Source organism: Mesorhizobium sp. M7A.F.Ca.US.014.04.1.1, assembly GCF_003998745.1.
Classification (GTDB): domain Bacteria; phylum Pseudomonadota; class Alphaproteobacteria; order Rhizobiales; family Rhizobiaceae; genus Mesorhizobium; species Mesorhizobium ciceri.
Window position 1 is genome coordinate 1 of the sequence record NZ_RZRW01000014.1, and the last position, 25,518, is coordinate 25,518.

A 25,518-nucleotide genomic window follows, 5' to 3' on the forward strand; every position below is an offset into this window, starting at 1 on the left:
TTGGCGAAGCGGTCGCCGTCGTCGACCACCGCCTCCATTTCGACCAGAGCTGCATTGATCTCGGCGATCTGCGATGGCGTGGCGCGCTGGGCCGCAAGCGCTGCCGACATCGGCTCGATGGCCCTGCGCAATTCGAACAGCGCCCGGACATCGTCGGCGCTGACACCGCTGGCATAGCGCCATGACAGGACGTCCGGGTCGAGGAAATTCCAGTCGGCACGAGGACGCACCCTTGTGCCGGTCTTCGGCCGCGATTCGACCAGCCCCTTGCCCGCCAACACCTTGATCGCCTCGCGCAGCACCGTGCGGCTGACCCCCAGCATCTCGCTTGAATCGTCGGCATTGGGCAGTGCCTCGCCGGGCAGGAAATCGCCTTGAACGATGCGCAATCCGATTTGCTCGACGACGGTCGCATGCAGAGCGGTGGAGCCGCTGGAAACCGCCACCGCGACTCTCGACGTACGCGCCATACTGAAAGATTTGTTATTCTTCATACTATTCATATGATATGTCTTATCGGCATTGCGATTGGAGTCAAGGGATGGGGGAGTGCCGATGACAAAGAATTCCGCTGCCGTTGCCGAGCAGCACCAAGGGCTGATCTCGATCAGCGACGGCATTGCGACCGTGGAGATCGCGCCGGCCGCCGGCGGCGCGCTGGCGTCGTATCGCTGGCGGCAAAACGGATCCGTCGTGGATTGGCTGCGCCCTGCGGATCAGGCGGCGATCGACGGCCGCGATGCCGGCGCCATGGCCTGCTTCCCGCTGGTTCCCTATTCCAATCGCATAAGGCACGGCCGCTTCGCATTCGCAGGCCGCACCGTCGAACTGCCGACCAGCCCGGACGATCCACATCATGAGCATGGCCATGGCTGGCGTCGGCCATGGACCGTCGTGCGGCACGAAGCCAGCGCCACTGTCCTATCCTATCGCCATGCCGCCGATTCCTGGCCGTGGAGCTATGAGGCAAGGCAAGAGATCTCGCTGGTCAATGGCAGCCTGATCACCGCCATCTCGCTGCGCAACCTGTCGGACGCGCCGATGCCGGCCGGGCTCGGCCTGCATCCCTATTTCCCATCGACACCGTGGACGCATGTCCAGGCGCGGGTGTCCGGCATGTGGGAGACCGACGCGGAAATCCTGCCCACCCGGCACGTCCTGCCGCCTGCAGGCTCCAACCCGACCACGGGCTTCGACGTGTCGGAGACGGACTTCGACACGGTCTTCACCGGATGGTCGCGCCGCGCCCGGATCTCCTGGCCGGAGCATGGACGGCAACTGGACATCGAGGCCGAGGCGCCACTCGATTTCCTTGTCCTCTACACGCCGCCCGGCGAGCCGTTCTTTTGCGCCGAACCGGTCAGCAACATCACCGATGCCTTCAACCGCAGGGCTGACACGGGCATCGAGGCCGGCTGTATCGTACTGGCGCCCGGGCACATGCGGTCCGCAAGCGTTCGCTTCACGCCTTCGCGGGAGATCTGATCGCCAGTCTGAGCCGCATCAACTGCTTTGCCTCGCCGCTTCGCGGATGGTCTGCAACAGGATGGAGAAGGCCGGCGAGGGCGCCGTGTCGGTCCGCATCGTCAGGCCGACCGGTCCCTTGGTTTCCTCGGTGTTGACCGGCAGGGCGACGAAGGCGCCACTGCCGAGTTCATTGGCGACGACACCGGCCGAAATGATCCAAACCGCATCGCTCTGCCGCAGGAAGGCGCGGCCGAAGGAGTCCGAGACGGTTTCGATCTCGGTTGCCGGCGCCGTCATGCCGCTGGTGATGAACAGGCGGTCGACGAAAGGGCGGATGACCGATTCCCGTGTCGGCATCAGCGCCGGGAACTCGTCGAGCCGCGCGAACACGTCCTGTCCGGGCTCAAGCAGCGGATGTCGCGCCCGCACCACGAACAGCACCTGTTCGGAGTAGAGATGCTCGAAGAAGAAGCCGGTCATGTTCTCCGGCGCCGCCAACCGTCCGACGACGAGATCGAGCGCGCCGGTGCGCAACTGTTCGAGCAGCACCGCGTTCTCGCCGGTGACGATCTTGATCGCCGCACCGGTGCTCTCTTTGAGGAACAGGCTCATGGCAAGCGGCATCACCCGCGCCGACACCGTCGGCAGCGCGCCGATGCGGATCGGGTGCCGGTTGACCGCTCCGTCCTGGCGGACGGAATCGACGCCTTGCTTGAGCGCCGTGATCGCCATGGCGGCGTGGCGAAGGAAGATCTCGCCGATGCGCGTCAGTCGGATGCCGCGGCCGTCGCGCTCCACCACCGCAACCCCCAGCGCCTCTTCCAGTTCGCGCAATGTCTTGGTCACGGCCGGCGGGCTGACATGCAGCAAGTCAGCCGCTCGCGCCACGCTCCCCTGCCGCGCAACTTCCAGGAATGCCTGCAGGTGACGGAACCGAATGCGGCTCTCGGACATGGATTCGATAACCCCTGAGTTAATGAAACGCCAAAAAATATCATTTTACCGAACCAAACGCCTTGTGCAATGTGAGGGCGGAGGATCGAAACCGTGCCATTCGTCACCATCGGCGGCATCACGCTGCACCATCGCCACATCAAGGCGACCGGCAATGCGCGCCCAATCATATTCATCAATTCGCTCGGCACCGACTTCCGGATCTGGGACGAAATTGTCTCGACGTTCGATGGTGAAATGCCGCTGCTGGTGTATGACAAGCGCGGCCACGGACTGTCCGACATCGGCGACATCAGGTCGATCGACGATCACGTCGATGACCTCTCGGCGCTCATCGATCATTTCGGCTTGAGCAAGGTCGTGCTGTGCGGCCTGTCGGTCGGCGGCATGATCGCGCAGGGGCTCTATGCCAGGCGGCCTGAAATCGTCGAAGGCCTGATCCTTTGCGATACGGCACACAAGATCGGCACGACAGACAGCTGGAACACACGCATCGCGACCGTCGAAAGCAAGGGCATCCAGGCGATTGCCGATGGCGTGCTCAAAGTGTGGTTCACCCCCGCCTTCCACGCGGCGCGTCAGGCCGAGCTCGACGGTTACTGGAACATGATGACGAGGCAAGCGCTTGCAGGTTACGTAGGGACTTGCGCGGCCGTTCGCGATGCCGATTTCACCGATGCTGCACGCCGCATCGCGGTGCCGACGCTCTGCGTCGCCGGCGACCAGGATGGCTCGACACCTCCCGATCTCGTCCGCTCGCTGGCCGCGCTGATCCCCGGCGCGCGCTTCGAAATCATCCGCGACGCTGGACACATTCCTTGCGTCGAACAGCCTGAAGCGCTCACCGCCCTGATCCGCGGCTTTATCGCGTCGCTTGCCCCTGGAGCAGAAACCCATGGATGAAGTCCCCGGCAACGCAACCAGATATCGCACCGGCCTCGCGGTGCGGCGCTCGGTGCTTGGTGACCGCCATGTCGACCGCGCCGAGGTCGCCGCCACCGATTTCGACCAGCCTTTCCAGGAGTTGATCACCGAGGCCGCCTGGGGAACCGTGTGGGCGCGGCCGGGCTTGACCAGGCGTGAGCGTTCGATCGTCACGCTGGCGCTGCTGGCCGCACTCGGCCATGATGAGGAGGTTGCTATGCATGTGCGCGCCACCGTCAACACCGGTGCCTCGCGCGACGATATCTGCGAGGCGTTCCTGCATGTCGCCATCTATGCCGGCGTGCCGGCCGCCAACCGTGCCTTCAGAATTGCCAAGGACGTGTTTTCGGAAATGGACGGAAGCCAGAATGACCGCTGAGTCCGGCTCGAACCGAAGGCCCGAGACCGGCGCCTTCTTCCAGCGCGACCGGACCTGGCATCCACCTGTTCTGACACCGAATTACAAGACCTCCGTGCTGCGCTCGCCGCAGAAGGCGCCGCTGCCGTTCGACAACACGCTGTCGGAGATTGCAGGCCCGGTCTTCGGTCACGCCATGCTCGGCAAACTCGACGCCGACCTGATCCACAATTTCGCCAGGCCCGGCGAGAGCGCGCTCGGCGAGCGCATCATCGTCCATGGCCGGGTGCTCGATGAACGCGGCGTTGGCGTACCCGGCGCGCTGCTCGAATTCTGGCAGGCCAATGCCGGCGGCCGCTACCGCCACAAGAAGGACGGCTATCTGGCGCCGCTCGACCCGAACTTTGGCGGCTGCGGGCGCGCCATAACAGGCGAGGATGGCGGCTACGCCTTTCGCACTGTCAAGCCCGGCCCCTATCCCTGGCCGAACGGGCCGAACGACTGGCGGCCCTCGCACATCCATTTCTCGGTCTTCGGCCACGGCTTTGCGCAGCGGCTGATCACGCAGATGTATTTCGAGGGTGATCCGCTGATCTGGCACTGCCCGATCGTGCGCGGCATCCCCGACAAGGCCGCCGTCGAAACGCTGATCGCCACGCTCGACATGCAGGCGACGATCCCCTTCGACGCGCGCGCCTACAAGTTCGACATCGTGCTGCGCGGGCGCCGCGCGTCGCTGTTCGAAAACAGGCTGGAGGGCAATTGATGGCCCAGTCGCTCGACCGGCTCAGGGAAAGCCCCTCGCAGACCGCCGGACCTTATGTTCATATCGGGCTGACGCCCAATTTCTGCGGCATCGGCGGCGTCTATGCGACCGACCTTGGTGCGACCATGGTCAACGACAAGACCAAGGGGGAGCGCATCGGCCTGCGCATCCGGGTGCTCGACGGTACCGGCACGCCGCTCAAGGATGCGCTGATCGAGATCTGGCAGGCAGATGCGGATGGGCTCTACAATTCGCCGGCTGAACTGCGCGGCGCGGCCGATCCGAACTTTTTCGGCTGGGGCCGTTGCCCGACCGACATGGACACCGGTCTGTGCACGTTCGAGACGATCAAGCCGGGCCGCGTGCCGTTCAGGGACGGAAGCCTGATGGCCCCGCACATCACCCTCTGGATCGTCGCGCGCGGCATCAATCTCGGCCTGCACACACGGCTGTATTTTTCCGATGAGGAAAAGGCCAATGCCGGGGATGCGATCCTGGCGCGCATCGAGCACCGCGTCCGCGTGCCGACGCTGATCGCCGAGCGCAACGGCGATATTTATGTTTTCGACATCCATCTCCAGCGGGAGAAGGAAACGGTCTTCTTCGACAGCTGATGGTCAGGAGGAGCAGGATATGACCGTATCGCCCTTCGACCATCCACTGCTCTCCGCTCTTCTCGGCGACGAGGAGGCGAACCGGCATTTTTCCATCGAGGCGGAAATCGAGGCGATGCTTGCCTTCGAGCGGGCGCTGGCGCAAGCGGAAGCTGAAAACGGGATTATCACCAAGGATGATGCCGCCGCGATCGTGGCCGCACTTGCCACATTCCGGCCCGACACCGCCTTGCTGCGGGCTGCCGTCGCCAAAGACGGCGTCATTGTGCCGGAACTGGTACGCCAGATCAGGGCGGCGGTCGGCGAACCGCATGGCGACAAAGTGCATCTCGGCGCAACCAGCCACGATGTCATCGATACCGGCCTGGTGTTTCGGCTGAAGTCCATCGTCGAGCATCTCGGCCTGCTCCTGACCGAGACCATTATACGGCTCGTCTCGCTCGAAGAGCGGTTTGGCGGCAGGGCGCTGACGGGAATGACGCGCATGCAGCCAGCCATTCCGATCAAAGCGGCCGACCGCGTCAGGACGTGGCGGGCGCCACTGCAACGGCATCAGGAAAGATTGTCGGAACAGTCGAGGCGTCTGCTGGTGGTGCAGTTCGGCGGTGCCGCCGGCACGCTGGAAAAGCTAGGCGACAAAGGTCCGGCGGTGCGCGCAGCACTGGCCGCAAAGCTCGGCCTTGGCGACGCCCCGCATTGGCAGAACCAGCGTGACGCACTCGCCGATTTCGCCGGCCTGATGTCGCTGCTATCAGGCAGCCTCGGCAAATTCGGCCAGGACATCGCGCTGATGGCGCAAGGTGGAACCGAGATCGAGCTTTCCGGCGGCGGCGGCTCTTCGGCCATGCCGCACAAGCAGAACCCGGTGAAGGCCGAAGCGCTGGTGGCGCTTGCCCGCTTCAACGCCACGCAGCTTGCGGGCATGCATCACGCGCTCGTGCATGAGCAGGAGCGCTCGGGCGCTGCCTGGACGCTGGAATGGCTATTGCTGCCGCAAATGGTCATCGCGACGGCCGCGTCGCTCCGCCTTGCCGCTGAGCTGGCCGCACAGGTCGAAAGTCTCGGCCACTGATGCGCACGCAAATCGTCATCGTCGGGTCCGGACCGTCCGGCCTGCTGCTTGGGCAGCTTCTGGCCGGCATCGGCGTCGAGACGGTCATTCTGGAACGCGCGAGCCGCGAGCACGTGCTTGGCCGAGTGCGGGCAGGGGTGCTCGAACAGGGCACCGTCGAATTGCTGGAACAGGCCGGCGCGGCGGCAAGGCTGCACGCGGAAGGACTGCCGCATTCCGGCATCTCGCTCGCCTTCGACGGACGCCTGCACCGCATCGACCTCGAGGCACTGACCGGCGGCAGGCATGTCACCGTCTATGGCCAGACCGAGGTGACGCACGATTTGATGGACAAGCGCGATGCGGACGGACTGACCACGATCTACGAGGCGGCAAATGTCGCGTTGCACGATTTCGACGGCGCCGCACCTTTCGCGACCTATGACAAGGACGGGGTCACGCATCGCATCGATTGCGACTTCATTGCCGGCTGTGACGGCTATCACGGCGTCAGCCGCAAATCGGTGCCCGAGCGTGCGCTGAAAATCTTCGAGCGGCAGTATCCGTTCGGCTGGCTCGGCGTGCTGGCCGAAGTGCCGCCGGCCGATCACGAACTGGTCTACGCCAATCATGAAAGGGGTTTTGCCCTGTGCTCGATGCGCTCGACGCACCGCAGCCGCTATTATGTGCAGTGTCCGCAGGACGATCGCGTCGAAGCCTGGCCGGACGAGCGCTTCTGGGACGAGCTGCGCCGCCGCTTGCCCGAGCAGACGGCGGCAAGCGTCGTCACCGGCCCATCCTTCGAGAAATCGATCGCGCCGCTGCGCTCCTTCGTTGCCGAGCCGATGCGCTTCGGCCGGCTGTTCCTGGTCGGCGACGCCGCCCACATCGTGCCGCCGACCGGCGCCAAGGGTCTGAACCTCGCTGCCAGCGACGTGCGCTATCTCTTCTCGGGTTTGTGCGACTTCTATCGCGACAAATCCGCGGCTGGCATCGACTGCTATTCGCAAAAGGCGCTGGCGCGGGTCTGGAAGGCGGTTCGCTTTTCCTGGTGGATGACGACGATGCTGCATTGTTTTCCCGACACCGCCGAGTTCGGCCAGCGCATCCAGGAGGCCGAGCTCGACTATCTCGTGCAGTCGCGTGCCGCATCGACCGCGCTCGCGGAAAACTATGTCGGCCTGCCCTATTGAGGGCTGCGGATCATCCGGCGCCTTGCTGCCTGGCAAAATCCAAAAGCATCGGGCGCTGCCCCTTGAGGATTTTCACCTCGGCCTCGGGCAAGGTGAACCAGCCCGCTCTGTCGACCTCCGGGAACTCCTTCAGGGATCCCGACCTTGGCGGCCATTCCATGGTGAAAATGTTGCTCTTGATGGCGGCCACGTCGATGTCGATGGTCGCCTCGACAGACCAGGCCGAGACGATCTTGCCGCCGGGTTGTTTGTAGTCGCCGAGCCGCGCGAAGGGACCATCAACCTTGACGCCGAGCTCTTCCTCGGTCTCGCGTTGCGCTGCCGTCAACTCATCCTCGTCCTCGCCGACGAGACCCTTCGGCATCGACCAGGCGCCATCGTCCTTCTTCGCCCAGAACGGCCCGCCCGGGTGAACCAGCAACACCCTGAGATCGCCATCGCTGCGGCGATAGATCAGCAATCCCGCACTGCGTTTTGCCATTTTTGTACGTCCATTTGCGAAGCCGGCAGCCTGCTGATGGTCCTTGAATCGTTGATGCGAACCTTGCACTAGGGGATTGCGACGCTATGTCAGGCGCGTCTGCATTGCACCTCGGTCGCGAGTCCGGCAATCTGATACCATCGCTTATTTGGCGGCTCGAAGGCTAGGTGACGATGCAACTCGGTCTTATTGGCTACTATAGCGACTTCGTGGTGTATCCGCTGGTGATCGCCGTGCTGGCAGTGGCCGGGCTGCTCGAGGCTGGCGAAGAGAGTGCGCCAGGCTGGATCGGCACTGTCCTCGCCTGTCTCGGCCTCTGGACGCTGATCGAGTATGTGCTGCACAGGTTCGCTCTTCACCATATTCCTTACGTCAAGGACCTGCACGACCGTCACCATGTCGAGGAACGCAGTTCTGTGGGCACGCCAACCTGGCTCAGTCTCGGCGTGCATGCGCTGGTCGCGTTTGTGCCCGTTTGGGTGGTCTCAGATTTCGCCACCGCGAGCGCGGTGAGCTGCGGGTTGATGCTGGGATATCTGTGGTACATCAGCATCCACCACATGATCCATCACTGGCACCCGGCGCATCCGAGCTATCTCTATACGCTCAAGCGCCGTCATGCGGTGCATCACCACATCGACGAAACGGCCAATTTCGGTGTGACTTCGGCATTCTGGGATCGCGTTTTCGGCACGGCGCAGCTCTGAAGTCCTCAGTCCTCGCCGTTCAGCGCCTCTTTCCGCGACCGCCGGAAGTCTTGGCTCCGCGAGGCCCGCTCTGGACCGGCGTGTTGTTCTGGTTCTCGTCGGACAGTTTTCGCCAGCGGGCAAGGCGCTCCGGGTCGAGCGTCCCCGCCTTCAAGGCAGTCTGAACCGCGCAACCCGGCTCGTGCACATGCGTGCAGTCGCGGAACTTGCAGAGCGGTGCAAGCTCGGTGATTTCGGCAAACAGCGTGTCGATGCCGTAGCCGACATCGCTGACCTGCAGCGTCCGCATGCCCGGCGTGTCGATCACCCAGCCACCGCCGGCGATGGAATGCAGCGATCGCGACGTGGTGGTGTGGCGTCCCTTGGAATCGTGCTCGCGGATGCCCCCGGTCTGTTGCGGCGATTGCTGCGCCGATCCGGCCAGCGTGTTGACCAGCGTCGATTTGCCGACGCCGGAGGAGCCGATCAGCGCCACCGTCTGGCCGACACCGCACCAGGCAGCCAGGACGGTTGCCGCATCCGATGTGCGGGGGTTCAGCATCACCACCGGCAATCCACGCTGCAACGCCGCAGCTTGCTTCTGGTAGGTCTCGGCGTCTTCAGCGGTATCGGCCTTGGTCAGCAGGATCACCGGCGTCGTTCCGGCCTCGTTGGCCAGCGCCAGATAGCGCTCGAGCCGGGCGGGATTGAAGTCGGCATTGCACGAGGTGACGATGAACAGCGTATCGACATTGGCCGCGGCAAGCTGCGGCACCCTGCCGCCGCCCTGGGTGCGGCGTTCCAGCACCGTCTTGCGGGTCAGGCGGCGCTTCACAAGGTGTTCATGCCCATCGACCAGCACCCAGTCTCCGACGGCATAGTCACCGGTGTTTGCCTGCGCCGCCAGCGTCAGATCGACCGGCCCTGCCTGGGACAGGCCGGTCAGGCGATCGCGGTGGACGGTGGCGATCCGCGTCGGGACAAGATTGGCTTCGCCGGGCTCGAGCTGGTCGCCGAAAAATTCGGTCCAGCCCAGGCTGGCGAGCGATGGCGTGGAGTGATCCGTCACGGCTTTGACCACGGCGTCACGGACATTGGACGGTATCCCTGGCAGGGGGGGCGAACGGGGTGGGGTGATTTCCAAGCCGTGTATGGGCGGCATGGCGACATTTGGCAAGCAGGCCCGTAGCTGAGGGCTGAGCGGCAAGCTTCTGCAGCCCTTCGTCGAACTGACAATGAAGTCCATGACGCCATCAGTTTTGAAGCGTTAACAAATAATTTGACGCATGGAATATTTTTGCGTTCTATTGGGAACTGTGAAAATTGACTGAATAAGTTCCGTCAAGCATTGTCGCATCCGGTCAACGGCCGCATGACTGTGGGCGGGGCCGATCGTTGGCAGGGGATCAGGAATATATCGATGGCGGAGAAGACGCACCGCACGATGGACGACTTCGCCCAGGCATGCGGCGTGTCGCGCCCGACGCTGTCCAAATATTTCGACGATCCGGCGAGCGTGAAGCCAGCGACGCGGGCGCGCATCGAAGCCGCCCTGCGTTCCTCGGACTATCAGCCGAACCTTTTCGCCCGCAATCTCAACCGCAAGCGCACCCGCAACATCGGCATCGTCGTGCCGACGATCACCGATCCTTTCTACGCCGAGATGGTCAGCCGCATCGAATTTCGTTGCCGCGACGAAGGCTACTGGCCGATCGTCATTTCCTCGCATGGCTCGCCGAAGCTGGAGGCGGAGTCGGTCAGGACGCTGCTGTCGCTGAAGGTGGCCGGCGCGATCATCGCCCCGCTCGGCCTTGCCTCCGACCGCAGCGTCTTCGACAAGCTCGGGCAGGACATTCCGATCGTCTATTTCGACACCTATATCGAGGGCGATACGCCGTTCGTCGGCAACGACAACCGGCAGAGCGTGTCGACCATCGTCGACTATCTCTGTCGCTCGGGCGAACCGCCGGTCTATCTCGACATTCCGCATGTCAACCACAACTCCGGCGAACGCCAGGAGAGCTACATCGTCGCGATGGAGACCGCCGGCTTCAAGCCGGCCGTCATCGAGGCCGCGCGCGATTACACCTGGGACTTCGAACGCATCGGCTACGAGCAGACGGAAAAAATGCTGGAGGCCGGGACCTTGCCCGGCCGCACCATCCTGTGCGCCAACGATCGTCTCGCCTTTGGCGTAATGGCGGCCGCGTACTCGCGCGGCCTGAAGGTCGGCCGCAGGCCCGATTGCGATCTGCGCGTTGCCGCCCACGACGACCATCCGCTGAGCCGCTACACCTGTCCGGCGCTGACCACCATGGCGCAGGATTTCACCGCCATGGCCGGCCGCAGCGTCGAGATCCTGCTGGCCCTGCTGGACGAGGCCGATCCGCCGAAGCAGGGCATGGCGCGCACCGTCAAGCTCGGTGCCAACCTGGTGATGCGTCAGTCGGCCTAACCGGTCGACGTCGATCCCTCGAAGTGGCGCCAGGCCGTCACCCCCTCGACCACCGCTTGCCGGGCGGCGGGAATATGGCGTCCCATCGAGACGAAGCCATGGATCTGGCCCGGCCATTGCCGCAGGATCATAGGCACGCCCGCGGCCTGCAGGCGCGCCGCATAGGCTGCCCCTTCGTCGGCCAGGATGTCACAGCCCGCAAGCGCCACGAATGCTGGCGCGACGCCGGCAAGATCAGGCGCCAGCAAGGGCGAGACGCGCCAGTCCATGATATTGTCGGGCGTTCGCACATAATGGTCGCGGAACCATGCCATGGTCGTCGCGGTAAGGCCGAAGCCGTCGCCGAAACGCCGGTAGCTGTCCGATGTCTGCCGCGCGTCGGTGTTGGGATAGATCAGGATCTGCGTCGCAAGTGGTGGAGCGAGCCCATCGCGTGCGAGCAGCGCCAGCACTGCGGCAAGATTGCCGCCGGCGCTGTCGCCGGCAACACCAATGCGCACCTTGTCGATGCCCAGGTCGACGGCATTCTCGGCCATGAAGCGAAGTGTCGCCAGGCAATCCTCGAGCCCGGCGGGAAATTTGTGCTCCGGGGCCAGGCGATAGTCGGGGCAGACAATGACGGCGTTGCCGAGATTGGCCATCAGGCGGCAGATCTCGTCATGTGAATCGAGATTGCCGATGACCCAGCCGCCGCCATGCAGATAGAGCAGCGCCGGCGCCCCGCTCGGCAGTGCGTCGATGCCGCGATGGATGCGGACAGCGATGGGGCCGTTCGGCCCGTCGATCTGCTGTTCAAAGGTCGTCGCGACCGGCTCATGCTCACCTTGCAGCGTCGGGAACGAGGCGTTGTAGGCAGCTCGCGCCGCCGCCACGCTGCCGGTCTCGAATGGCTTGCCGCCGGCTGCACGAGCCATGTCGAGGACGCGCAGCGCATCCGGATCGAGCGTCATGATCATACCCTCAGGCCAGCAGATCGCTCGCCTCTTCCTCGGTCAGCAGGGCCGGCTGGACGACATCGCCCGCGATGGCGACCGAGCCCTGTGTTTCACCGGAGCGCAGGATAGCCTCCATGATCTCCAGCACATGCAGCGCCAGATTGCCGGAGGCGCGTGGCGTGTTGCCGGTCTGAAGCGAGCGCACCAGATCGGCGACGCCGAGCATGCGGTAATTGGCGCGATCGGGCGCCGCATAAGGCCAGTTGCGGGCGCCATAGAGTTCGCCTTCGCTGGCGAAATCCCTCCAGTCGGTGCCGCGTTTCGACAGCGACACGGTGCCGCCGAACGTGTCGGGGTCGGGCAGGCGCAGCGAGCCTTCCGTGCCGTGCAGTTCGATCGGATGGTTGGAGTGGCGAAAGACATCCCACGAGGCGCCGAAGGTGACGGTTGCGCCGGAGCGGAACTCCAGCAGCGACAGCACATTGGTCGGCGTGCCGACCTTGAATGTGGTGTTCTTGAATGGCCCTTCGGCAGTGATCAGCCGCTCCTCCTGGCCGCGCGTCGCCATCGCCATGACGCGTTCGACCGGGCCGAGCAGATTGACCAGCATGGTCAGATAGTAGGGGCCCATGTCGAACACCGGGCCACCGCCTGGCTGGTAGTAGAACTGCGGGTTGGGGTGCCAGTGCTCCATGCCGCGGCCCATCATGAAGGCGGTGCCGGTGACCGGGCGGCCGATGGCGCCGTCATCCATCAGCCGGCGGGCGCGGCGTCCGGCTGCACCAAGGAAGGTGTCGGGCGCCGAGCCGAGCAGCAGCCCGCGCGACCGCGCCTCGTCGACCAGGCGCCGTCCATCGGCGGCCGAGGTGGCGAGCGGCTTTTCGGTGAAGACGTGCTTGCCGGCCGAAAGGGCGGCAAACGAAATGTCGAAATGCGCCGCCGGAATGGTCAGGTTGAGGACGAGATCGATCTCGGGGTCGGCCAGCAGTGCATCGACGCCGAGTGCCCGTATGCCATATTCCTTCGCCCGCAGCGCCGTCATGTCGGCCGAGATATCGGCGCAGGCGCGCAACTCGATGCCGCCGAAGAGAGCGGCATTGCGCAGATAGGTCATCGAGATATTGCCGCATCCGATGACGCCGATCCCGAGTTTCGTCGTTGATATCCCGTGCATTTTCGATCGTACCTCCCAACGCGGTCACCGTCTGCCGAATCCGCCCAGAAGTAACGGATCGCCTTCGCAAAGGGCTATACAACATTTTAAATATTGACGCGCGTAAAATTTTTATACAACATGCGAAAATGCTGGCGCGATATCGGGAGGCTGCCAGTCCTGGGAGGAGAAAATGACCGACATGAAAAAACGGCCGACCGCCGATGCGGATGCCGTGGGTCATGCGCGCATCGGATATTTCCGCCGCGGCCAGGGACCTCGACGGGGTCAGGCATAGATCACCTTGGCCCCTGTCCTATCAAGCTGGCTGCGTATTGGGCCGGACAGGCCATCGTCGGTGATCACGACATCGACGCTCGACAGCGAAAAGGCCTTGGAGGTTCCGCTGACGCCCCATTTGCTCGAATCCGCAAGGAGGACAACGCGCCGGGCCATGCGCACGAGGTTTCGCTTGGTTCGCGCCATGTCTTCGTTCACGTCGACCACATCCAGTGACGAGTCAATTGCATGCGCTCCAACAAAGACCTGATGCGCTACCAAGCCGCCGAGAGCCGTGTCGGCATCGGTGATCAGCGTGCTTACCGTATCCGGGTAGACCCGGCCGCCGATCATGTGAACGTCGAGCCCGGGCCGATGCATCAGATGCTGCACGATATTCATCGCCGTGGCCGCGACCACGACATTGCTGAGCGGCGGTAACAGCATGGCAACCTGCATCAATGTCGAGCCGCCATCGAAGATGACCGATTGGTTGTCCTCGAACAGGTCTATCGCTGCCCGGGCGATGCGTTTCTTTGCATCGAGGTTTGTTTGCATCCGCCGGGCGAACGCGGCCGTGGTCGAATCCGTGGTCCGGGTCACCGCGCCTCCGCGGGTCTTGGTCAGCAGTCCCTTGCGATCCAGTATCTCGAGGTCGGAGCGCACCGTGACTTCCGACACGCCAAAATCGTCTGACAGGTCCTTGATGCGAACCTGTCCGCTGCGTTGCACTTCACCCAGGATCGATTGGCGTCTCTGCTCTGACAACATTGGCCTGTCCTTGCCTCCATGCGCCAAGCGATCGCCCTGGCCTCGGTTCACTCTACCGAAAATAGGCGAATTCGAAAGCTTTCGAAAGATTGCATTTGTTATTTCTTTCGCAAACACTGGGTCCAGGATTTTGAAATCAATCAATTGGAGAGTTTTGGACTCATGAGCCTCGGAACCAAGGTGCGCCTGGCGCGCCTCTTCTCACATCCATCGGGGAATCTTTTTGGCGGCGCGGTCGACCACTTTGTCGGCTATGGCGACGTGCGCAAAGGAGGTCTTGCCGACCTGCCGGGTGCGCTTGCACGCGTCATGGTAGGCAAACCTGACTACGTCAGCATCCAGCCTGGCACCGCGCGCCATCTGTGGCCGCAATATGCGGGCAAGGCTTCCCTGGTGATCCAGGCCGGCTGCTTCACCCCAGACGATCGCATCAGTGAACTGATTGCAACGCCCGAGGATGCGGTGCGCGCCGGCGCCGATGCGTTGGCCGTGGCCATTCCGGTGCGCGGCGCGACCGAGGGAAAATACATACGCTGGCTGACCGATTCGGTGAACGCGGCGGCTCGTTACGGCATGCCGGTGGTAGCGCATATCTACCCTCGCGATTTCACCGACGGGGCAAAAATCGTCTTCACCCCCGACGAGATCGCCTATGCGGCACGCATCGGCTACGAGTCCGGCGTCGATGTGATCAAGATCGGGTACACGGGCGATTTCGAGTCGTTCCGAGAGACCGTTCGGACCTGCCCGGTGCCGGTTGTGATCGCTGGTGGTCCGAAGACCGACACGCTGCTCGGCGCCCTTCAACAGACGGCGGACGCCATCCGTGCAGGCGCGCGCGGTGCCGTGGTGGGCCGCAATCTCTGGGGGCACGGCGATCCGGAAAAGGCAGCGATCGCCTTTCGGGGCGTCATCCATGACGGCCTTTCGGCGCAAGACGCCTTGGCGAAGGCGGGTGCCTGAACGATGCCCGCCGTCCCTTCAATCCTCGGCTTCGGAGCTATTGCGATCGACGACATCGTCTATGTCGATCAGCCGTTGTCGGCGGGCAAGGGGAAGGTTTTGCAAAGTGCCCGAGCTTTCGGGGGAAACGTCGCGACGGCACTTGCCGCCGTCGCGCGGCTCGGCGGAAGCGCCGGGTTCGTCGGATGGCTGGGCAGTGCCGCCGACGACGCCGTGTTGTGCGATCTCGTTGCGAGCGGCGTTGAAACCGCGTTCGCGCCGCGCCACCCGCACGCGCGCCCGGTGCGCTCGCGGATCACCGTCGGTTCGGATGGGGAGCGGTTCATCGCGTATGACGACGAAGCGATGCTGGGCACCGCGCCGGACTTTCCGGACGAGGTTCTCAGCCGCGCGACTGTCCTGATCGTCGACAGTTACGGGATCGGGTCGCTGGATGTCGTGGCTCGGGCTCGCGATCTCGGCCTTGCGATCCTCGGCGATGTCGAATGGAGCCACGGCCCGGCCACCGAGAGACTGATCGGGCTCTGCGACCATCTCATTCTTCCGCTGGGCTTTGCGCGGACCGCCACCGGCCGCCACTCGCCGGCCGAGATACTCGATGCATTGTGGTTGCCGTCGCGGTCCGCCGTGGTTCTGACGGATGGCGGCAGAGGCGTCTTCTATCGCGGACGCGACGAGACAGGGCTCTGGCACCTGCCTCCGCAACGGGTTGCCGTCGTCGACTCGACCGGCGCCGGTGACTGCTTTCATGGCGCCTATGCCCTTGCATTGACGCGCGGGGCCGACACCGCAGGCCGGGTCGCATTCGCGGCCGCGGCGGCGGCCCTTTCGATAACGGGGCGGGGCGGGCGCGAGGCGCTTCCGACCGACGACCAGGTCAAGGAACTCCTGGCATCGACGAACGCGCCGTCGGCAGTCGAACTGAAATATGCGCGGCTTGATACCGGAACATAGCCCGAACTATCCGAGGAAAAATTTCGCAGGTGAACGTAAGCCGAGGACAATCATAAAAATCAGTGGCTTAGACTTGTGGAGGGAGGAATATGGCAGAAGTCGTTCTTGAGAATATCTGCAAGACATACGGGAACAATTTTCACGCAATCGACCAATTGAACCTGTCGGTCAAGGACGGCGAGTTCTTGATTCTCGTCGGGCCGTCCGGCTGTGGCAAATCCACCGCGTTGCGGATGATCGCGGGATTGGAGGACGTCACCAGCGGCAGCCTTCGGATCGGCGGGGTCGACGTCGTCGACATGCCGCCCAAGGACCGCGACATTGCGATGGTCTTCCAGAGCTACGCTCTCTACCCGCATATGACCGTGTTCGAAAACATTGGCTTTTCGATGCGGCTGGCAGGCAAGCCGAAGGCCGAGCGCAAAAAGCGCGTGGACGAGATCGCCAAAACCCTTCAACTGACGTCTCTGCTGGACAGCAAACCCGCGAACCTTTCAGGCGGACAGCGTCAAAGGGTTGCCATGGGCCGCGCCATGGTGCGCGAGCCGGCAGCCTTTCTCATGGACGAACCCCTTTCCAATCTGGACGCGAAACTGCGTGTTCAAATGCGCGCCGAAATCACCAGTCTGCAAAAGCAGCTCGGCGTAACGACCATATATGTGACCCACGACCAAACCGAAGCCATGACGATGGGCGACAGGGTCGCGGTGTTGAAAGGCGGCGTGCTGCAGCAGGTCGACGCACCCAAGAGGCTCTATGAATCGCCGGTGAACGCTTTCGTTGCTGGCTTCATCGGGTCTCCTTCGATGAATCTTTTCGAGGCAACCCTGACGGGCGACGAACTGATGTCCGGCGCCTTGGCCATCCGGCTGCAGGATGCAGCCTTCGTGCGCAGGCCGGGCTTGAGGTCGTATGCGGGGCGCAAGGTCGTGTTCGGGATACGACCGGAGGATCTCTATGACAGCAGTCTCGAATCCGGCCGCAAGTATCAGACGATACCGGCAAAGGTGACCTCGATCGAAGAACTCGGATCCGAACAAATCGTCCATCTCAACATCGACGCGGTCCGGGTGGACTCCGGCGACCCTGACGCGGTGCAGGATTTCGGCCTGGCGTCGAATGCGGTGGCGAAATTCGAACCGGTCAGCACAGTCCGCTCCGGCTCGGAAATCAGCTTGGCCCTGGATGATGCCAAGCTCCATTTCTTCGACCCCGAGACGCATCTGGCAATCTGAATATCAGCGATAAGACCCGCGGGCGAGGGTGAGGCGCCTGCGTAAGAAGACTTCTGAATAATCAGACGATCGGCCGCATTGTGCGGGCGAATATAAAGAAGGAGGAGAAAATGACGTTTCGTATTAAATCCGCGATGCTGAAAATAGCCGCGGCCGCATGGTTGCTTGGCGCAACCGGCGCCATGGCGGATACGACGCTGGAATTCACCCAATGGTGGGAGCCCGAATTGCCGGCTGGCTCGCTCAGGTCAATTATGGACGAGTTCGAGGCGGCAAACCCCGGAATCAAGGTGACGCTGGTCAGCGGCCCCTACGCCACCACGCGAGACCAGATCTCGGTTGGTGCTGCAACCGGAACGCTCAGCGACGTCGTCGGTCTCGACGGCGCCTGGGTGAACAATCTGAATGCGCAGGGCGCACTCGCCGACATGAATCCGATGATGGATGCGAGCGGTTTCGACAAGAGCCAGGTCGCGGATATCATCAAGGTGGACGGCAAGGCCGTGATGTTTCCCGTGGCTTCGTTCGTCTATCCGGTCTTCGTGAATTTGGACCTCGCCGCCAAGGCGGGCGTGACCAAGCTGCCGTCGACCCGTGCGGAGTTTCTCGAAGCCGCCAAGAAGATGACGCACGCCGACCAGAACCAGTATGGCTGGGTGCTGCCCCTGTCGCTGCAAACGCCATCCGGCGTCCAGAACGACATGATGTCGTGGGTTTGGGCTTCGGGCCAGTCGATGATGGCGAGCGGCAAGCCGGACCTTGAGGGCAAACCGGTGGTGGATATGCTCACTTTCGTCAAATCACTCAATGACGCCGGCACCATCTCGCCCGGCATCGCCACCAAGACCGAGCAGGAAAAGGTCGAGGAGTTCGTCAACAACCGCGTCGGGATGATGATCGACTCGCTCGCGCATGTGAACCTCATCCGCAAGCGCAATCCCAAGCTGAACTTCGACCTCATCCCGGTCCCTGTCGTGGAAAACTATACCGGCAAGCGCGGCCTTCCCTATGCCTCCTGGGGCATCGGCATCTCTGCGGCTTCGAAACATCAGGAAGAGGCCTGGAAACTCGTCCAATATCTGATGAGTGAAAAGGTCAACGCCAAGCTCGTGTCGCTTGCAAACGCCTTCCCGGGCAACGTCAACGCCAAGCCCGATTTCGTGACCTCGGACAAGGCTTTCGGCAAGGCTTTTGAAATCTTCAAGACCGGTCATCTCGCCAATGAGTTCACGGGCCTGCCGGTGGCTGAAGACCTGATGACCCAGTTCGACGTGCAAGCCCAGAAGATGCTCGCCGGCGAGCAGTCTCCGGAACAAGCCGCCGCCGCCGCTCAGAAGGGCTGGATGGCGAAATTCTGATCGGCCTGTTCCCGTTTGCTGTCTTCGACCGGGTGACCTGACTTCGGGCAGGCCACCCGGCAACAACGGATCGGCATTCTGAGTGGACTTGTTTTCGAAAGCTTACCTTCCCTTGAAGGCGTATCCCAAGGTTGGCACATGACCCGGCAAAAGCGCTCCCACCACAAGCTCAAACGAGCGGTCGCACCCTACCTCTATCTGTCGCCCGCGCTGCTCATAGTCGGGCTCCTGATGCTGCTGCCGATGGTGACGGTGATTGCCTACTCGTTCCAGAACAGCGCGGTGCTGCGTCGTGACCCATCCTTTGCCGGACTGAAGCACTACCAGGCGATCTTCGACGACCCCGTGTTCTGGGCTTCGCTGTGGCACACGCTCTACTTCACATGCATGAGTGTCATTTTCCACATGACCATCGGCATGGTCTTCGCGCTCATGCTGAACAGCGACCGCATCAATCCGACGCTGCGCAATATTCTGCGTGTGCTCTACATACTGCCCTGGCTGTTCACCGCGGTGATCATCGCCGTGATCTGGCGCCTCCTGCTTGAGCCGAACGGTGTCGTGAACAGTATTCTCATGCAAATCGGCATCATCGGTTCCAAGGTCGAATGGTTTTCCTCGCCTGAGACCGCGCTGCATGCAGTCACTTTTGCCAATATCTGGGCGGGCTACCCGCTCTTCATGGTCAGTTTGCTCGCGGGTTTGCAGGGCATTCCCAAGGATTTCTACGAGGCCGCCGATATCGACGGGGCGAAAGCCTACCAGAAGCTGATCTTCATCACCATTCCGCAGCTGATGCCGATCATCATCAGCATCTCGCTGCTCGACTTCATCTGGACCATGCAGGTCTTCCCGCTAATCTGGATAACGACGGGCGGTGGCCCGATCTACTCGACCGAGGTCCTCAGCACCTACACGTACAAGCTGGCATTTTCGAGCTACAACCTGTCGCAGGCTTCGGCCAGCGCCGTGGTCATCCTGCTGATCTCTCTCGGCCTGACGCTGTTCTATATTCGCTATCAAAAGGCTCGGTAATCACCATGAGGAAAAGGCACACGCCGAAAGACAGGCTGATCACCGTGGCGCTCCATGTAGCGCTTGCAGCAGGGCTCTTTTTCGCGGCATTCCCGATCTACTGGATGCTGAGCAGCTCGTTCAAATCGAATACCGAAATCTTTGCCCTGCCGCCAACCATCCTGCCAAAGGCGTTCACGCTGGAAGCGTATGCAGCCATCCTTGGCGACCCGGTAAAGCTGCGCTTCTTCTTCAACAGCTATTTCGTGGCGGGAGCGGTGACCGTGCTGACGGTGCTGATCGCCTTGCTGGCGGCCTACGGGTTCAGCCGCTTCAATTTCCGCGGCAAGGGCAGCCTGAACACAATCATCATCAGCACGCAGACGATTCCGCCGATCACACTTTTGATCCCCTTCTTCGGGCTTGTCGTCTCATACGGTATCTTCGACACCTATGTCGCACTGATCCTGACCTACCTGGTGTTTACGCTGCCCTACGCGATCCTGCTGATGACGGGATATCTGAACACCTTGCCCCGCGATCTCGATGAAGCCGTGGCTGTCGACGGCGGCAGCAGCTGGACCGCGCTTTGGCGGGTGATTGTCCCGATTTCACTGCCTGGTATCGTGGCGACGTCGGTCTACACCTTCCTGTTGTGCTGGAACGAATTTCTCTTTGCGCTGACGCTGACGAAGTCGACGTCCATGCGCACGGTCCCGATCGGCATCCAGCTGTTGATGGGGCAGCATGCCTTCGAATGGAACCAGATGATGGCGATGAGCGTGCTCGGCTCGCTACCGCTCTTGCTCATCTACCTCGTTGCCCAGAGATACTTCCTCGCCGGCATGACCGCGGGCTCGGTCAAGTAGGATGTTCATCCCACGGCGACGCAGGGTGGCATCAATCAATAAGCGGTATCAAGGATTGAAAGGATGAACGTGAAAGACCTCAAAGTCGGCTGCCAGACCTTCACCTGGGAAATGCTGGGAGACCGGTTCACCGGCGGCCCCGACGATCTGCTGAGGGCGATCTCTGACGGTGGCTATGCCGGCATCGAGATCACCGACACCATGATCGGACATTATGGCAACAAGCCGGAGGAGTTCGCCGCCGCGCTGAAGGCGTGGGGGCTGACGCTGGTTTCCTTCGCCTTTGGCTCGCACAGCGGTTTTACGTCGAAGGAGGAGATCGGCGCCGACCTCGAAACCGCCAAACGCTGGATCGATTTCGCCGCCGCCTTCCCGAATGCGCTGGTGTCGATGGGCTCGGCCACGGTGGTGTCCGACGGCCCGCGCGACGAGAAGTTCGCCATCGCGGCCGAGGTCTACAACCAGGCCGGCGAGCTTGGCCGCAGGGACGGTGTTCAGGTCGCGGTGCATCCCAGCTCGCACCACAACACGCTGCTGTTCGACCGCGCCGATTACGACGCGATCTTTGCCTTGCTCGACCCCGACCTGGTCGGCTGGGTACCGGATACCGGCCATATACTGCGCGGCCACAAGGACATGTCCGATACGCTGCGCACCTACCGCGACCGCATCCGCTACATCCACCTCAAGGACGTCGATGCCAACGGCAGCTGGGCCATGCTCGGCAAGGGCGTCTGCGACACGCCGGCGGTGATCGAGATCGCCAACACCGCACCGCGCTTCAACGGCTGGCTGGCGCTGGACGAAGAATCCGAAACGGCCGCCGCCGATCCCGCCGGCGCGGTAAAAACCAACCGCCAGACAATGCGCAGCTTGGGCGCCTGAAGAACGAGACGATGATCAAGAAACAGGACAGACGCCTCAGGGTCGGTGTGCTCGGCTGCGGCCCCATCGCGCAGTTCGCGCATCTGCAATCCTGCGTGAAGGCTGGGAATGCCGACCTCTACGCCATCTGCGACGCGGCACCCGATCTGCTCGCCCGCATGGGCGCCACCTACGAGCCGCAAAAGATGTATGCCGACTACGACGCCATGCTCGCCGATCCCGAACTGGAAGCGGTGATCGTCGCCACGTCGGACGCCTATCACGTGCCGATGTCGATCAAGGCGCTCGATGCGGGAAAGCATGTCCTGTGCGAAAAGCCGATCGGCACCTCGGTGGAGGAAGGCGAGGCGCTGGCCCAGGCGGTCAGGCGCTCGGGCAAGGTGCTGCAGGTCGGGCATATGAAGCGCTTCGACCCGGCGCTGGAGGCCGCGCACGACTTCGTCCGCGACGAGATCGGCGAGGTGCTGGCGCTGAAGGCCTGGTACTGCGATTCCACCCATCGCTACACCAACACCGATGCCATTCAGCCGCTGCCGGTCACCAGCAAGCTGGCGAAGAAGCCGACCGGCAATCCCAAGGCTGATCTCAGGCAATATTTCATGCTGGCGCACGGCTCGCATCTCGTCGATACGGCGCGTTTCCTGTGCGGCGATATCGTTGCCGTGCGCGCCCGCCTCAATGAGAAATTCGGCGCCTATTGCTGGTTCGTCGAGACCGAGTTCGCCAGCGGCGCGCTCGGGCATCTCGACCTGACCGTTGCCGTGCGCATGGACTGGCACGAAGGTTTTCAGCTCTATGGCGAGAACGGCCCCGTCATCGCGAAAACCTTCAACCCCTGGTACTTCCGCGCCAGCGAGGTCGAGATATTTCACGAGAAGACCGCCACCGCCCACAAGCCGCTCGGCGCCGACGGCCACTTCTTCCGCCGCCAACTGGAAGGCCTAGCGGATACAGTCCTGAACGGCACGCCGATGCGCGGCGCCAATGTCGAGGACGGTATCGCCTCGATCCGCGCCATGGTCGCCATCGCGCGTTCGGTCGAGACAGGTGAACGGGTCGAACTCGCCTCGGTTTCGGGAGCGGTCTGATGCGTCTCGGCATTTTCGCCAAGACATTTGCCGGCACAGAGCCGGCTGCCGTGCTGACGGCGGTTAAGCAGGCTGGCTATGAGACGACGCAGTTCAATCTCGCCTGCGCCGGCCTGCCGTCGATGCCGGATGTCGTGCCGGCAGATGCCATCGCTTCCGTCCGTGCCGCAGTGCGATCGTCAGGCGTTTCGCTGGCCGCGCTGTCGGGCACCTACAACATGGCGCATCCCGACAAGGCTGTGCGCGACGATGGTCTTCGCCGTCTTGCCGTCGTCATCGAGGCGGCGGCGGCCCTCGGTATTCCGCTGGTCACGCTCTGCACCGGCTCGCGCAATGCCGCCGATCAATGGGCGTATCATCCCGACAATAGCACGCCGGCCGCTTGGTCCGACATGGCCGCCGAGATGGAGAAAGCGCTGGCGCTTGCCGAAGACGCCGGCGTCGATCTCGGCATCGAGCCCGAGCAGGCCAACATCGTTACCTCGGCCAGGGACGCGACCAGGCTGATCGCCGAAATGGGATCGAAGCATCTGAAGATCGTGCTCGATCCGGCGAACCTGTTCGAGCACGCGACGCCACACGAAGCGCGCGCCATCGTCGCCGCCGCGATCGACGAGGCTGCCGGCCATATCGCCATGGCGCACGCCAAGGATCGCTCTGGTGACGGCCGCTTTGCCACCGCCGGACAAGGCATCGTCGATTTTCCGCATTTTGTTTCACGGCTGAAGGCAGCGGGCTTCGACGGATCGCTCGTCACCCACGGGCTGTCCGCCGATGAAGCCCCCGGCGTCGCAGCCTTTCTGCGGGGACTCCTCTGATGGGCGCCGCGCCGGCGATCCTGCTTCGCGACGATGCATCGCTTCGTGTCTTCGACACGGGGCAGGGCAGGCCTCCCGTCGTCTTCCAGCACGGCCTCGGCGGTGATGCGGCACAAGTAGCGCAGAACTTTCCCGATGGTCCTTCATACCGCCGACTGACCGTCGAATGTCGCGCTCAGGGCGGCTCCGGCGCCGGCAGCAAGCGTCCTTTTTCGATCGAGATGTTCGCCGACGACGTGTTGGCTGCCGCCGATGCCGCCGGCCTCGACCGTTTCGTCGCCGGCGGCATCTCGATGGGCGCGGCAATCGCCTTGCGGCTTGCGGCCCGGCACCCGGATAGGGTCACAGGTCTCGTGCTTGTTCGCCCTGCCTGGGCTTTCGACGCGGCATCGCAAAACATGCGCCCTTACGTGGAAGTGGCGGAGCTCATCCGCGGCCGTCCGCTGGATGACGCGCGCGATGCGTTTGCGGCCTCCGCCACGGCGGCTCGCTTTCGCATCGAGGCGCCGGACAATCTTGCTTCCCTGCTCGGCTTTTTCGCGCGCGCCAATGCGAATGTTTTCGCCGAGGTGATGCGAGCGATCGCAAACGATGGGCCCGGCGTGACGCGGGCAGCGGCCGCCGGCCTCGCGCTCCCGACACTCGTCATCGGCAGCGGCATCGATCTCGTCCATCCGCTGGCCACCGCGCGCAGCCTTGCAGACACCATCCCCAATGCCGCCTTTGTCGAGGTGACGCCGAAGGCCACCGACAAGGAGCGCCATTTCGCCGAAATCCGCGCCGCCATCGGCAGCTTTCTCAACACAAATTTTGACAAGCAGGACCAATCATGATCTCGAAATCTCTCTCCGGCCCGGCCGCCATCGCCGAACTGCCACGCGATCGCATGATCGCCGAATTCTCGCTCTGGTCTGCCAATCTTGCCAATTTCGAGAACGACTTGAAGCGCATCGAACCCTATGTCGATCTTCATCATATCGATGTGGCGGACGGTCATTTCGCCCCGTCCTTCCTGTTCTTCCCCGACCTCGTTGCCCGCATCGCCGGGCTGACGGCCAAGCCCATCCATGTCCACCTGATGGTCGATGAAGCAATCGTCGAGGCGCAGACGCGCCAGTTCATCGAAGCCGGCGCCGACATGATCAGCGTCCATGCCGAGAATGGCGAAGCGGGATTGCGCGCCGTGCGGCTGGCGCGGGAGCTCGGCGCCGAGGCGGGCGTCGTGCTCAGGCTGGAGACGCCTGTGGAAGCGGTGACGGCCTTCGTCCCGGAAGTCGCCTTCGTAACGCTTCTTGGAACCGCAATCGGCGTCAAGGGACAGAGCCTGTCGGACAAGGCCTGCGACAGGCTGGGCGCTACCCGCGCCATCCTGAGAAAGGCCGGCCGCGAGGCGCAAGTGGTTCTGGCGGCCGACGGCGGCATCCGCCACGAGACCGTGCCGTTGCTGCGTGCCGCCGGGGCCGAAACCGTGGTTCTCGGTTCGCTCGCCTTCGGTGACAAGGACCTCGCCGGCCGCATCGGCTGGCTGCACGGCTTGAAGGTCGCGGCATGACAACGGAAGCCGCCCTTGCGATCGATCTTGGCGGGACGGAGCTTCGCGCCGCCCTGGTCGACCGTGAGGGCAAGATCCTGGCATTCGCAGCGGTGCCGACGCAGGCGCAGGCCGGTCCAGACGTGGTGATCGGCCAGATCGAGGCGCTGGCGGCGACCGTCCATGCCGAAGCCCCGGCACTGTCGGTCGTCGGCGTCGGTGTCGGTGCGCCGGGACCGCTTGATCCGCTGGCCGGCATCGCCGTCGGCCCGCCGACACTCACCGGCTGGCTGGATGTGCCGCTTGCCGACATCCTCGAGCGGCGGCTCGGCCTGCCGGTCCGTCTGGAGAACGACGCCAATGCCGCGGCGCTCGGCGAATGGCGCTTCGGCGCCGGCCATGGCGCTCGCTCGCTGGTCTTTGTCACGGTGTCGACCGGCATCGGCGGCGGTGTCGTCGTCGATGGGCGCATCCTGCATGGCCGCCGTGGCCTTGCCGCCGAGATCGGTCACATGACCATCACCAATGAGGGCGAGCGTTGCGTGTGCGGCGTTATCGGCTGCTTCGAGGCCATCGCTTCGGGAACCGCGCTCGGCCGCCGCGCCACCGCCGCCACGGCCGCCGGCGACGGCTCGGCCTTGCGGCGCCTGTCAGCGGATGCGGAGGTGACCGGCCGCCATGTCGTCGAGGCGGCACGGCTGCGCGACGATCTTGCC

General features: G+C 63.4%; 28 protein-coding genes. 21 read left to right on the forward strand and 7 right to left on the reverse strand.

Annotated features, from left to right (window positions below; genetic code table 11):
- Window positions 1-446 (reverse strand): FadR/GntR family transcriptional regulator (locus EOA22_RS01865; RefSeq protein WP_245478580.1); only part of this gene is annotated, 446 nt, incomplete at its 3' end.
- 109 nt (window positions 447-555) lie between these two features.
- On the opposite strand from EOA22_RS01865, the gene EOA22_RS01870 reads away from it, so the two are divergent.
- Window positions 556-1,485, forward strand: coding sequence for an aldose 1-epimerase (locus EOA22_RS01870; protein WP_063167579.1), 930 nt, complete (start codon window positions 556-558; stop codon window positions 1,483-1,485).
- A gap of 18 nt (window positions 1,486-1,503) precedes the next feature.
- Here EOA22_RS01870 and pcaQ read toward each other — a convergent pair whose 3' ends face one another.
- Window positions 1,504-2,421 (reverse strand): pca operon transcription factor PcaQ, encoded by a 918-nt coding sequence (gene pcaQ / locus EOA22_RS01875; RefSeq protein ID WP_063167580.1) that lies wholly within the window; start codon window positions 2,419-2,421, stop codon window positions 1,504-1,506.
- 93 nt (window positions 2,422-2,514) lie between these two features.
- On the opposite strand from pcaQ, the gene pcaD reads away from it, so the two are divergent.
- The 6 genes from pcaD to pobA are packed head-to-tail and all read left to right on the forward strand — an operon-like array spanning window position 2,515 to window position 7,327.
- The gene (gene pcaD, locus EOA22_RS01880; protein ID WP_063167581.1) at window positions 2,515-3,324 is read left to right on the forward strand and encodes a 3-oxoadipate enol-lactonase; all 810 of its coding nucleotides are present in this window, start codon (window positions 2,515-2,517) and stop codon (window positions 3,322-3,324) included.
- Window positions 3,317-3,724 carry a 4-carboxymuconolactone decarboxylase gene (pcaC, locus tag EOA22_RS01885; protein WP_013532963.1) on the forward strand — a complete coding sequence of 136 codons (408 nt, stop codon included), beginning with the start codon at window positions 3,317-3,319 and terminating at the stop codon, window positions 3,722-3,724. The genes pcaD and pcaC overlap by 8 nt, the downstream gene beginning before the upstream one ends.
- On the forward strand, window positions 3,714-4,469 hold the full coding sequence (gene pcaH, locus EOA22_RS01890) for a protocatechuate 3,4-dioxygenase subunit beta (RefSeq protein ID WP_013532962.1): 756 nt from the start codon (window positions 3,714-3,716) through the stop codon (window positions 4,467-4,469). Before pcaC ends, pcaH begins: the two co-directional genes overlap by 11 nt.
- Window positions 4,469-5,083 (forward strand): protocatechuate 3,4-dioxygenase subunit alpha, encoded by a 615-nt coding sequence (gene pcaG / locus EOA22_RS01895; RefSeq protein ID WP_063167582.1) that lies wholly within the window; start codon window positions 4,469-4,471, stop codon window positions 5,081-5,083. Before pcaH ends, pcaG begins: the two co-directional genes overlap by 1 nt.
- A 19-nt stretch (window positions 5,084-5,102) precedes the next feature.
- Window positions 5,103-6,155, forward strand: a complete 1,053-nt coding sequence (locus EOA22_RS01900; protein ID WP_063167583.1) for a 3-carboxy-cis,cis-muconate cycloisomerase — start codon at window positions 5,103-5,105, stop codon at window positions 6,153-6,155.
- On the forward strand, window positions 6,155-7,327 hold the full coding sequence (gene pobA / locus EOA22_RS01905; protein ID WP_063167584.1) for a 4-hydroxybenzoate 3-monooxygenase: 1,173 nt from the start codon (window positions 6,155-6,157) through the stop codon (window positions 7,325-7,327). The genes EOA22_RS01900 and pobA overlap by 1 nt, the downstream gene beginning before the upstream one ends.
- A 10-nt stretch (window positions 7,328-7,337) precedes the next feature.
- On the opposite strand, the gene EOA22_RS01910 is transcribed toward pobA, so the two are convergent.
- Window positions 7,338-7,808 carry an NUDIX domain-containing protein gene (locus EOA22_RS01910; RefSeq protein ID WP_027163879.1) on the reverse strand — a complete coding sequence of 157 codons (471 nt, stop codon included), beginning with the start codon at window positions 7,806-7,808 and terminating at the stop codon, window positions 7,338-7,340.
- A 173-nt stretch (window positions 7,809-7,981) separates the two neighbouring features.
- Here EOA22_RS01910 and EOA22_RS01915 point away from each other — a divergent pair, with 173 nt between their 5' ends.
- Window positions 7,982-8,515 (forward strand): sterol desaturase family protein, encoded by a 534-nt coding sequence (locus EOA22_RS01915; RefSeq protein ID WP_027163878.1) that lies wholly within the window; start codon window positions 7,982-7,984, stop codon window positions 8,513-8,515.
- Window positions 8,516-8,534: 19 nt separating this feature from the next.
- Here EOA22_RS01915 and rsgA read toward each other — a convergent pair whose 3' ends face one another.
- Window positions 8,535-9,575 (reverse strand): ribosome small subunit-dependent GTPase A, encoded by a 1,041-nt coding sequence (gene rsgA, locus EOA22_RS01920; RefSeq protein ID WP_063167585.1) that lies wholly within the window; start codon window positions 9,573-9,575, stop codon window positions 8,535-8,537.
- A 339-nt stretch (window positions 9,576-9,914) separates the two neighbouring features.
- Between rsgA and EOA22_RS01925 the strand changes: the two genes are divergently transcribed.
- Window positions 9,915-10,949 (forward strand): LacI family DNA-binding transcriptional regulator, encoded by a 1,035-nt coding sequence (locus tag EOA22_RS01925; protein ID WP_063170181.1) that lies wholly within the window; start codon window positions 9,915-9,917, stop codon window positions 10,947-10,949.
- Here EOA22_RS01925 and EOA22_RS01930 read toward each other — a convergent pair.
- The 3 genes from EOA22_RS01930 to EOA22_RS01940 all read right to left on the reverse strand — a co-directional run bounded on the left by EOA22_RS01930 (window position 10,946) and on the right by EOA22_RS01940 (window position 14,087).
- On the reverse strand, window positions 10,946-11,899 hold the full coding sequence (locus tag EOA22_RS01930; RefSeq protein WP_082826663.1) for an alpha/beta hydrolase: 954 nt from the start codon (window positions 11,897-11,899) through the stop codon (window positions 10,946-10,948). The genes EOA22_RS01925 and EOA22_RS01930 overlap by 4 nt on opposite strands.
- Window positions 11,900-11,909: 10 nt before the next feature.
- Window positions 11,910-13,058 (reverse strand): Gfo/Idh/MocA family oxidoreductase, encoded by a 1,149-nt coding sequence (locus EOA22_RS01935; RefSeq protein ID WP_013532953.1) that lies wholly within the window; start codon window positions 13,056-13,058, stop codon window positions 11,910-11,912.
- 267 nt (window positions 13,059-13,325) lie between these two features.
- A complete protein-coding gene (locus EOA22_RS01940) occupies window positions 13,326-14,087 on the reverse strand; it encodes a DeoR/GlpR family DNA-binding transcription regulator (protein ID WP_013532952.1) in 762 nt (253 codons plus the stop codon).
- A gap of 162 nt (window positions 14,088-14,249) precedes the next feature.
- Between EOA22_RS01940 and EOA22_RS01945 the strand changes: the two genes are divergently transcribed.
- From EOA22_RS01945 to EOA22_RS02000, 12 genes are all read left to right on the forward strand, one after another.
- Window positions 14,250-15,050 carry a class I fructose-bisphosphate aldolase gene (locus tag EOA22_RS01945; protein ID WP_023756676.1) on the forward strand — a complete coding sequence of 267 codons (801 nt, stop codon included), beginning with the start codon at window positions 14,250-14,252 and terminating at the stop codon, window positions 15,048-15,050.
- A gap of 3 nt (window positions 15,051-15,053) precedes the next feature.
- The gene (locus EOA22_RS01950; protein ID WP_063167587.1) at window positions 15,054-16,004 is read left to right on the forward strand and encodes a PfkB family carbohydrate kinase; all 951 of its coding nucleotides are present in this window, start codon (window positions 15,054-15,056) and stop codon (window positions 16,002-16,004) included.
- Window positions 16,005-16,093: 89 nt separating this feature from the next.
- The gene (locus EOA22_RS01955) at window positions 16,094-17,239 is read left to right on the forward strand and encodes an ABC transporter ATP-binding protein (RefSeq protein WP_063167588.1); all 1,146 of its coding nucleotides are present in this window, start codon (window positions 16,094-16,096) and stop codon (window positions 17,237-17,239) included.
- Between the two features lie 110 nt (window positions 17,240-17,349).
- The gene (locus tag EOA22_RS01960) at window positions 17,350-18,597 is read left to right on the forward strand and encodes a sugar ABC transporter substrate-binding protein (protein ID WP_024502559.1); all 1,248 of its coding nucleotides are present in this window, start codon (window positions 17,350-17,352) and stop codon (window positions 18,595-18,597) included.
- A 138-nt stretch (window positions 18,598-18,735) separates the two neighbouring features.
- Window positions 18,736-19,632, forward strand: coding sequence for a sugar ABC transporter permease (locus tag EOA22_RS01965; protein WP_063167589.1), 897 nt, complete (start codon window positions 18,736-18,738; stop codon window positions 19,630-19,632).
- Between the two features lie 5 nt (window positions 19,633-19,637).
- Window positions 19,638-20,480, forward strand: coding sequence for a carbohydrate ABC transporter permease (locus EOA22_RS01970; protein WP_013532946.1), 843 nt, complete (start codon window positions 19,638-19,640; stop codon window positions 20,478-20,480).
- A 63-nt stretch (window positions 20,481-20,543) separates the two neighbouring features.
- Window positions 20,544-21,365, forward strand: a complete 822-nt coding sequence (locus EOA22_RS01975; RefSeq protein ID WP_127389823.1) for a sugar phosphate isomerase/epimerase — start codon at window positions 20,544-20,546, stop codon at window positions 21,363-21,365.
- Between the two features lie 11 nt (window positions 21,366-21,376).
- Window positions 21,377-22,453 carry a Gfo/Idh/MocA family oxidoreductase gene (locus EOA22_RS01980; RefSeq protein WP_127389824.1) on the forward strand — a complete coding sequence of 359 codons (1,077 nt, stop codon included), beginning with the start codon at window positions 21,377-21,379 and terminating at the stop codon, window positions 22,451-22,453.
- Window positions 22,453-23,271 carry a sugar phosphate isomerase/epimerase gene (locus EOA22_RS01985; protein ID WP_063167592.1) on the forward strand — a complete coding sequence of 273 codons (819 nt, stop codon included), beginning with the start codon at window positions 22,453-22,455 and terminating at the stop codon, window positions 23,269-23,271. Before EOA22_RS01980 ends, EOA22_RS01985 begins: the two co-directional genes overlap by 1 nt.
- Window positions 23,271-24,104 (forward strand): alpha/beta hydrolase, encoded by an 834-nt coding sequence (locus EOA22_RS01990; RefSeq protein ID WP_063167593.1) that lies wholly within the window; start codon window positions 23,271-23,273, stop codon window positions 24,102-24,104. The genes EOA22_RS01985 and EOA22_RS01990 overlap by 1 nt, the downstream gene beginning before the upstream one ends.
- Window positions 24,101-24,823, forward strand: coding sequence for a ribulose-phosphate 3-epimerase (locus EOA22_RS01995; protein WP_013532941.1), 723 nt, complete (start codon window positions 24,101-24,103; stop codon window positions 24,821-24,823). The genes EOA22_RS01990 and EOA22_RS01995 overlap by 4 nt, the downstream gene beginning before the upstream one ends.
- Window positions 24,820-25,518, forward strand: a 699-nt coding sequence (locus tag EOA22_RS02000) for an ROK family protein (RefSeq protein WP_164755185.1), incomplete at its 3' end; no start/stop codon positions are given. The genes EOA22_RS01995 and EOA22_RS02000, both read left to right, overlap by 4 nt.

Bases quoted from the DNA above. Each gene is read 5' to 3' on its own strand.
- EOA22_RS01975 (WP_127389823.1), top strand. From the start codon at position 20,544: ATGAACGTGAAAGACCTCAAAGTCGGCTGCCAGACCTTCACCTGGGAA.
- EOA22_RS01945 (WP_023756676.1), top strand. From the start codon at position 14,250: ATGAGCCTCGGAACCAAGGTGCGCCTGGCGCGCCTCTTCTCACATCCA.
- EOA22_RS01960 (WP_024502559.1), top strand. From the start codon at position 17,350: ATGACGTTTCGTATTAAATCCGCGATGCTGAAAATAGCCGCGGCCGCA.
- pcaH (WP_013532962.1), top strand. From the start codon at position 3,714: ATGACCGCTGAGTCCGGCTCGAACCGAAGGCCCGAGACCGGCGCCTTC.
- EOA22_RS01985 (WP_063167592.1), top strand. From the start codon at position 22,453: ATGCGTCTCGGCATTTTCGCCAAGACATTTGCCGGCACAGAGCCGGCT.
- EOA22_RS01940 (WP_013532952.1), bottom strand. From the start codon at position 14,087: ATGTTGTCAGAGCAGAGACGCCAATCGATCCTGGGTGAAGTGCAACGC.
- EOA22_RS01910 (WP_027163879.1), bottom strand. From the start codon at position 7,808: ATGGCAAAACGCAGTGCGGGATTGCTGATCTATCGCCGCAGCGATGGC.
- EOA22_RS01870 (WP_063167579.1), top strand. From the start codon at position 556: ATGACAAAGAATTCCGCTGCCGTTGCCGAGCAGCACCAAGGGCTGATC.
- EOA22_RS01965 (WP_063167589.1), top strand. From the start codon at position 18,736: ATGACCCGGCAAAAGCGCTCCCACCACAAGCTCAAACGAGCGGTCGCA.
- pobA (WP_063167584.1), top strand. From the start codon at position 6,155: ATGCGCACGCAAATCGTCATCGTCGGGTCCGGACCGTCCGGCCTGCTG.
- EOA22_RS01925 (WP_063170181.1), top strand. From the start codon at position 9,915: ATGGCGGAGAAGACGCACCGCACGATGGACGACTTCGCCCAGGCATGC.
- EOA22_RS01970 (WP_013532946.1), top strand. From the start codon at position 19,638: ATGAGGAAAAGGCACACGCCGAAAGACAGGCTGATCACCGTGGCGCTC.
- pcaG (WP_063167582.1), top strand. From the start codon at position 4,469: ATGGCCCAGTCGCTCGACCGGCTCAGGGAAAGCCCCTCGCAGACCGCC.
- EOA22_RS01995 (WP_013532941.1), top strand. From the start codon at position 24,101: ATGATCTCGAAATCTCTCTCCGGCCCGGCCGCCATCGCCGAACTGCCA.
- EOA22_RS01900 (WP_063167583.1), top strand. From the start codon at position 5,103: ATGACCGTATCGCCCTTCGACCATCCACTGCTCTCCGCTCTTCTCGGC.
- EOA22_RS01950 (WP_063167587.1), top strand. From the start codon at position 15,054: ATGCCCGCCGTCCCTTCAATCCTCGGCTTCGGAGCTATTGCGATCGAC.
- EOA22_RS01955 (WP_063167588.1), top strand. From the start codon at position 16,094: ATGGCAGAAGTCGTTCTTGAGAATATCTGCAAGACATACGGGAACAAT.
- EOA22_RS01935 (WP_013532953.1), bottom strand. From the start codon at position 13,058: ATGCACGGGATATCAACGACGAAACTCGGGATCGGCGTCATCGGATGC.
- pcaC (WP_013532963.1), top strand. From the start codon at position 3,317: ATGGATGAAGTCCCCGGCAACGCAACCAGATATCGCACCGGCCTCGCG.
- EOA22_RS01915 (WP_027163878.1), top strand. From the start codon at position 7,982: ATGCAACTCGGTCTTATTGGCTACTATAGCGACTTCGTGGTGTATCCG.
- EOA22_RS01990 (WP_063167593.1), top strand. From the start codon at position 23,271: ATGGGCGCCGCGCCGGCGATCCTGCTTCGCGACGATGCATCGCTTCGT.
- EOA22_RS01930 (WP_082826663.1), bottom strand. From the start codon at position 11,899: ATGACGCTCGATCCGGATGCGCTGCGCGTCCTCGACATGGCTCGTGCA.
- pcaQ (WP_063167580.1), bottom strand. From the start codon at position 2,421: ATGTCCGAGAGCCGCATTCGGTTCCGTCACCTGCAGGCATTCCTGGAA.
- EOA22_RS01980 (WP_127389824.1), top strand. From the start codon at position 21,377: ATGATCAAGAAACAGGACAGACGCCTCAGGGTCGGTGTGCTCGGCTGC.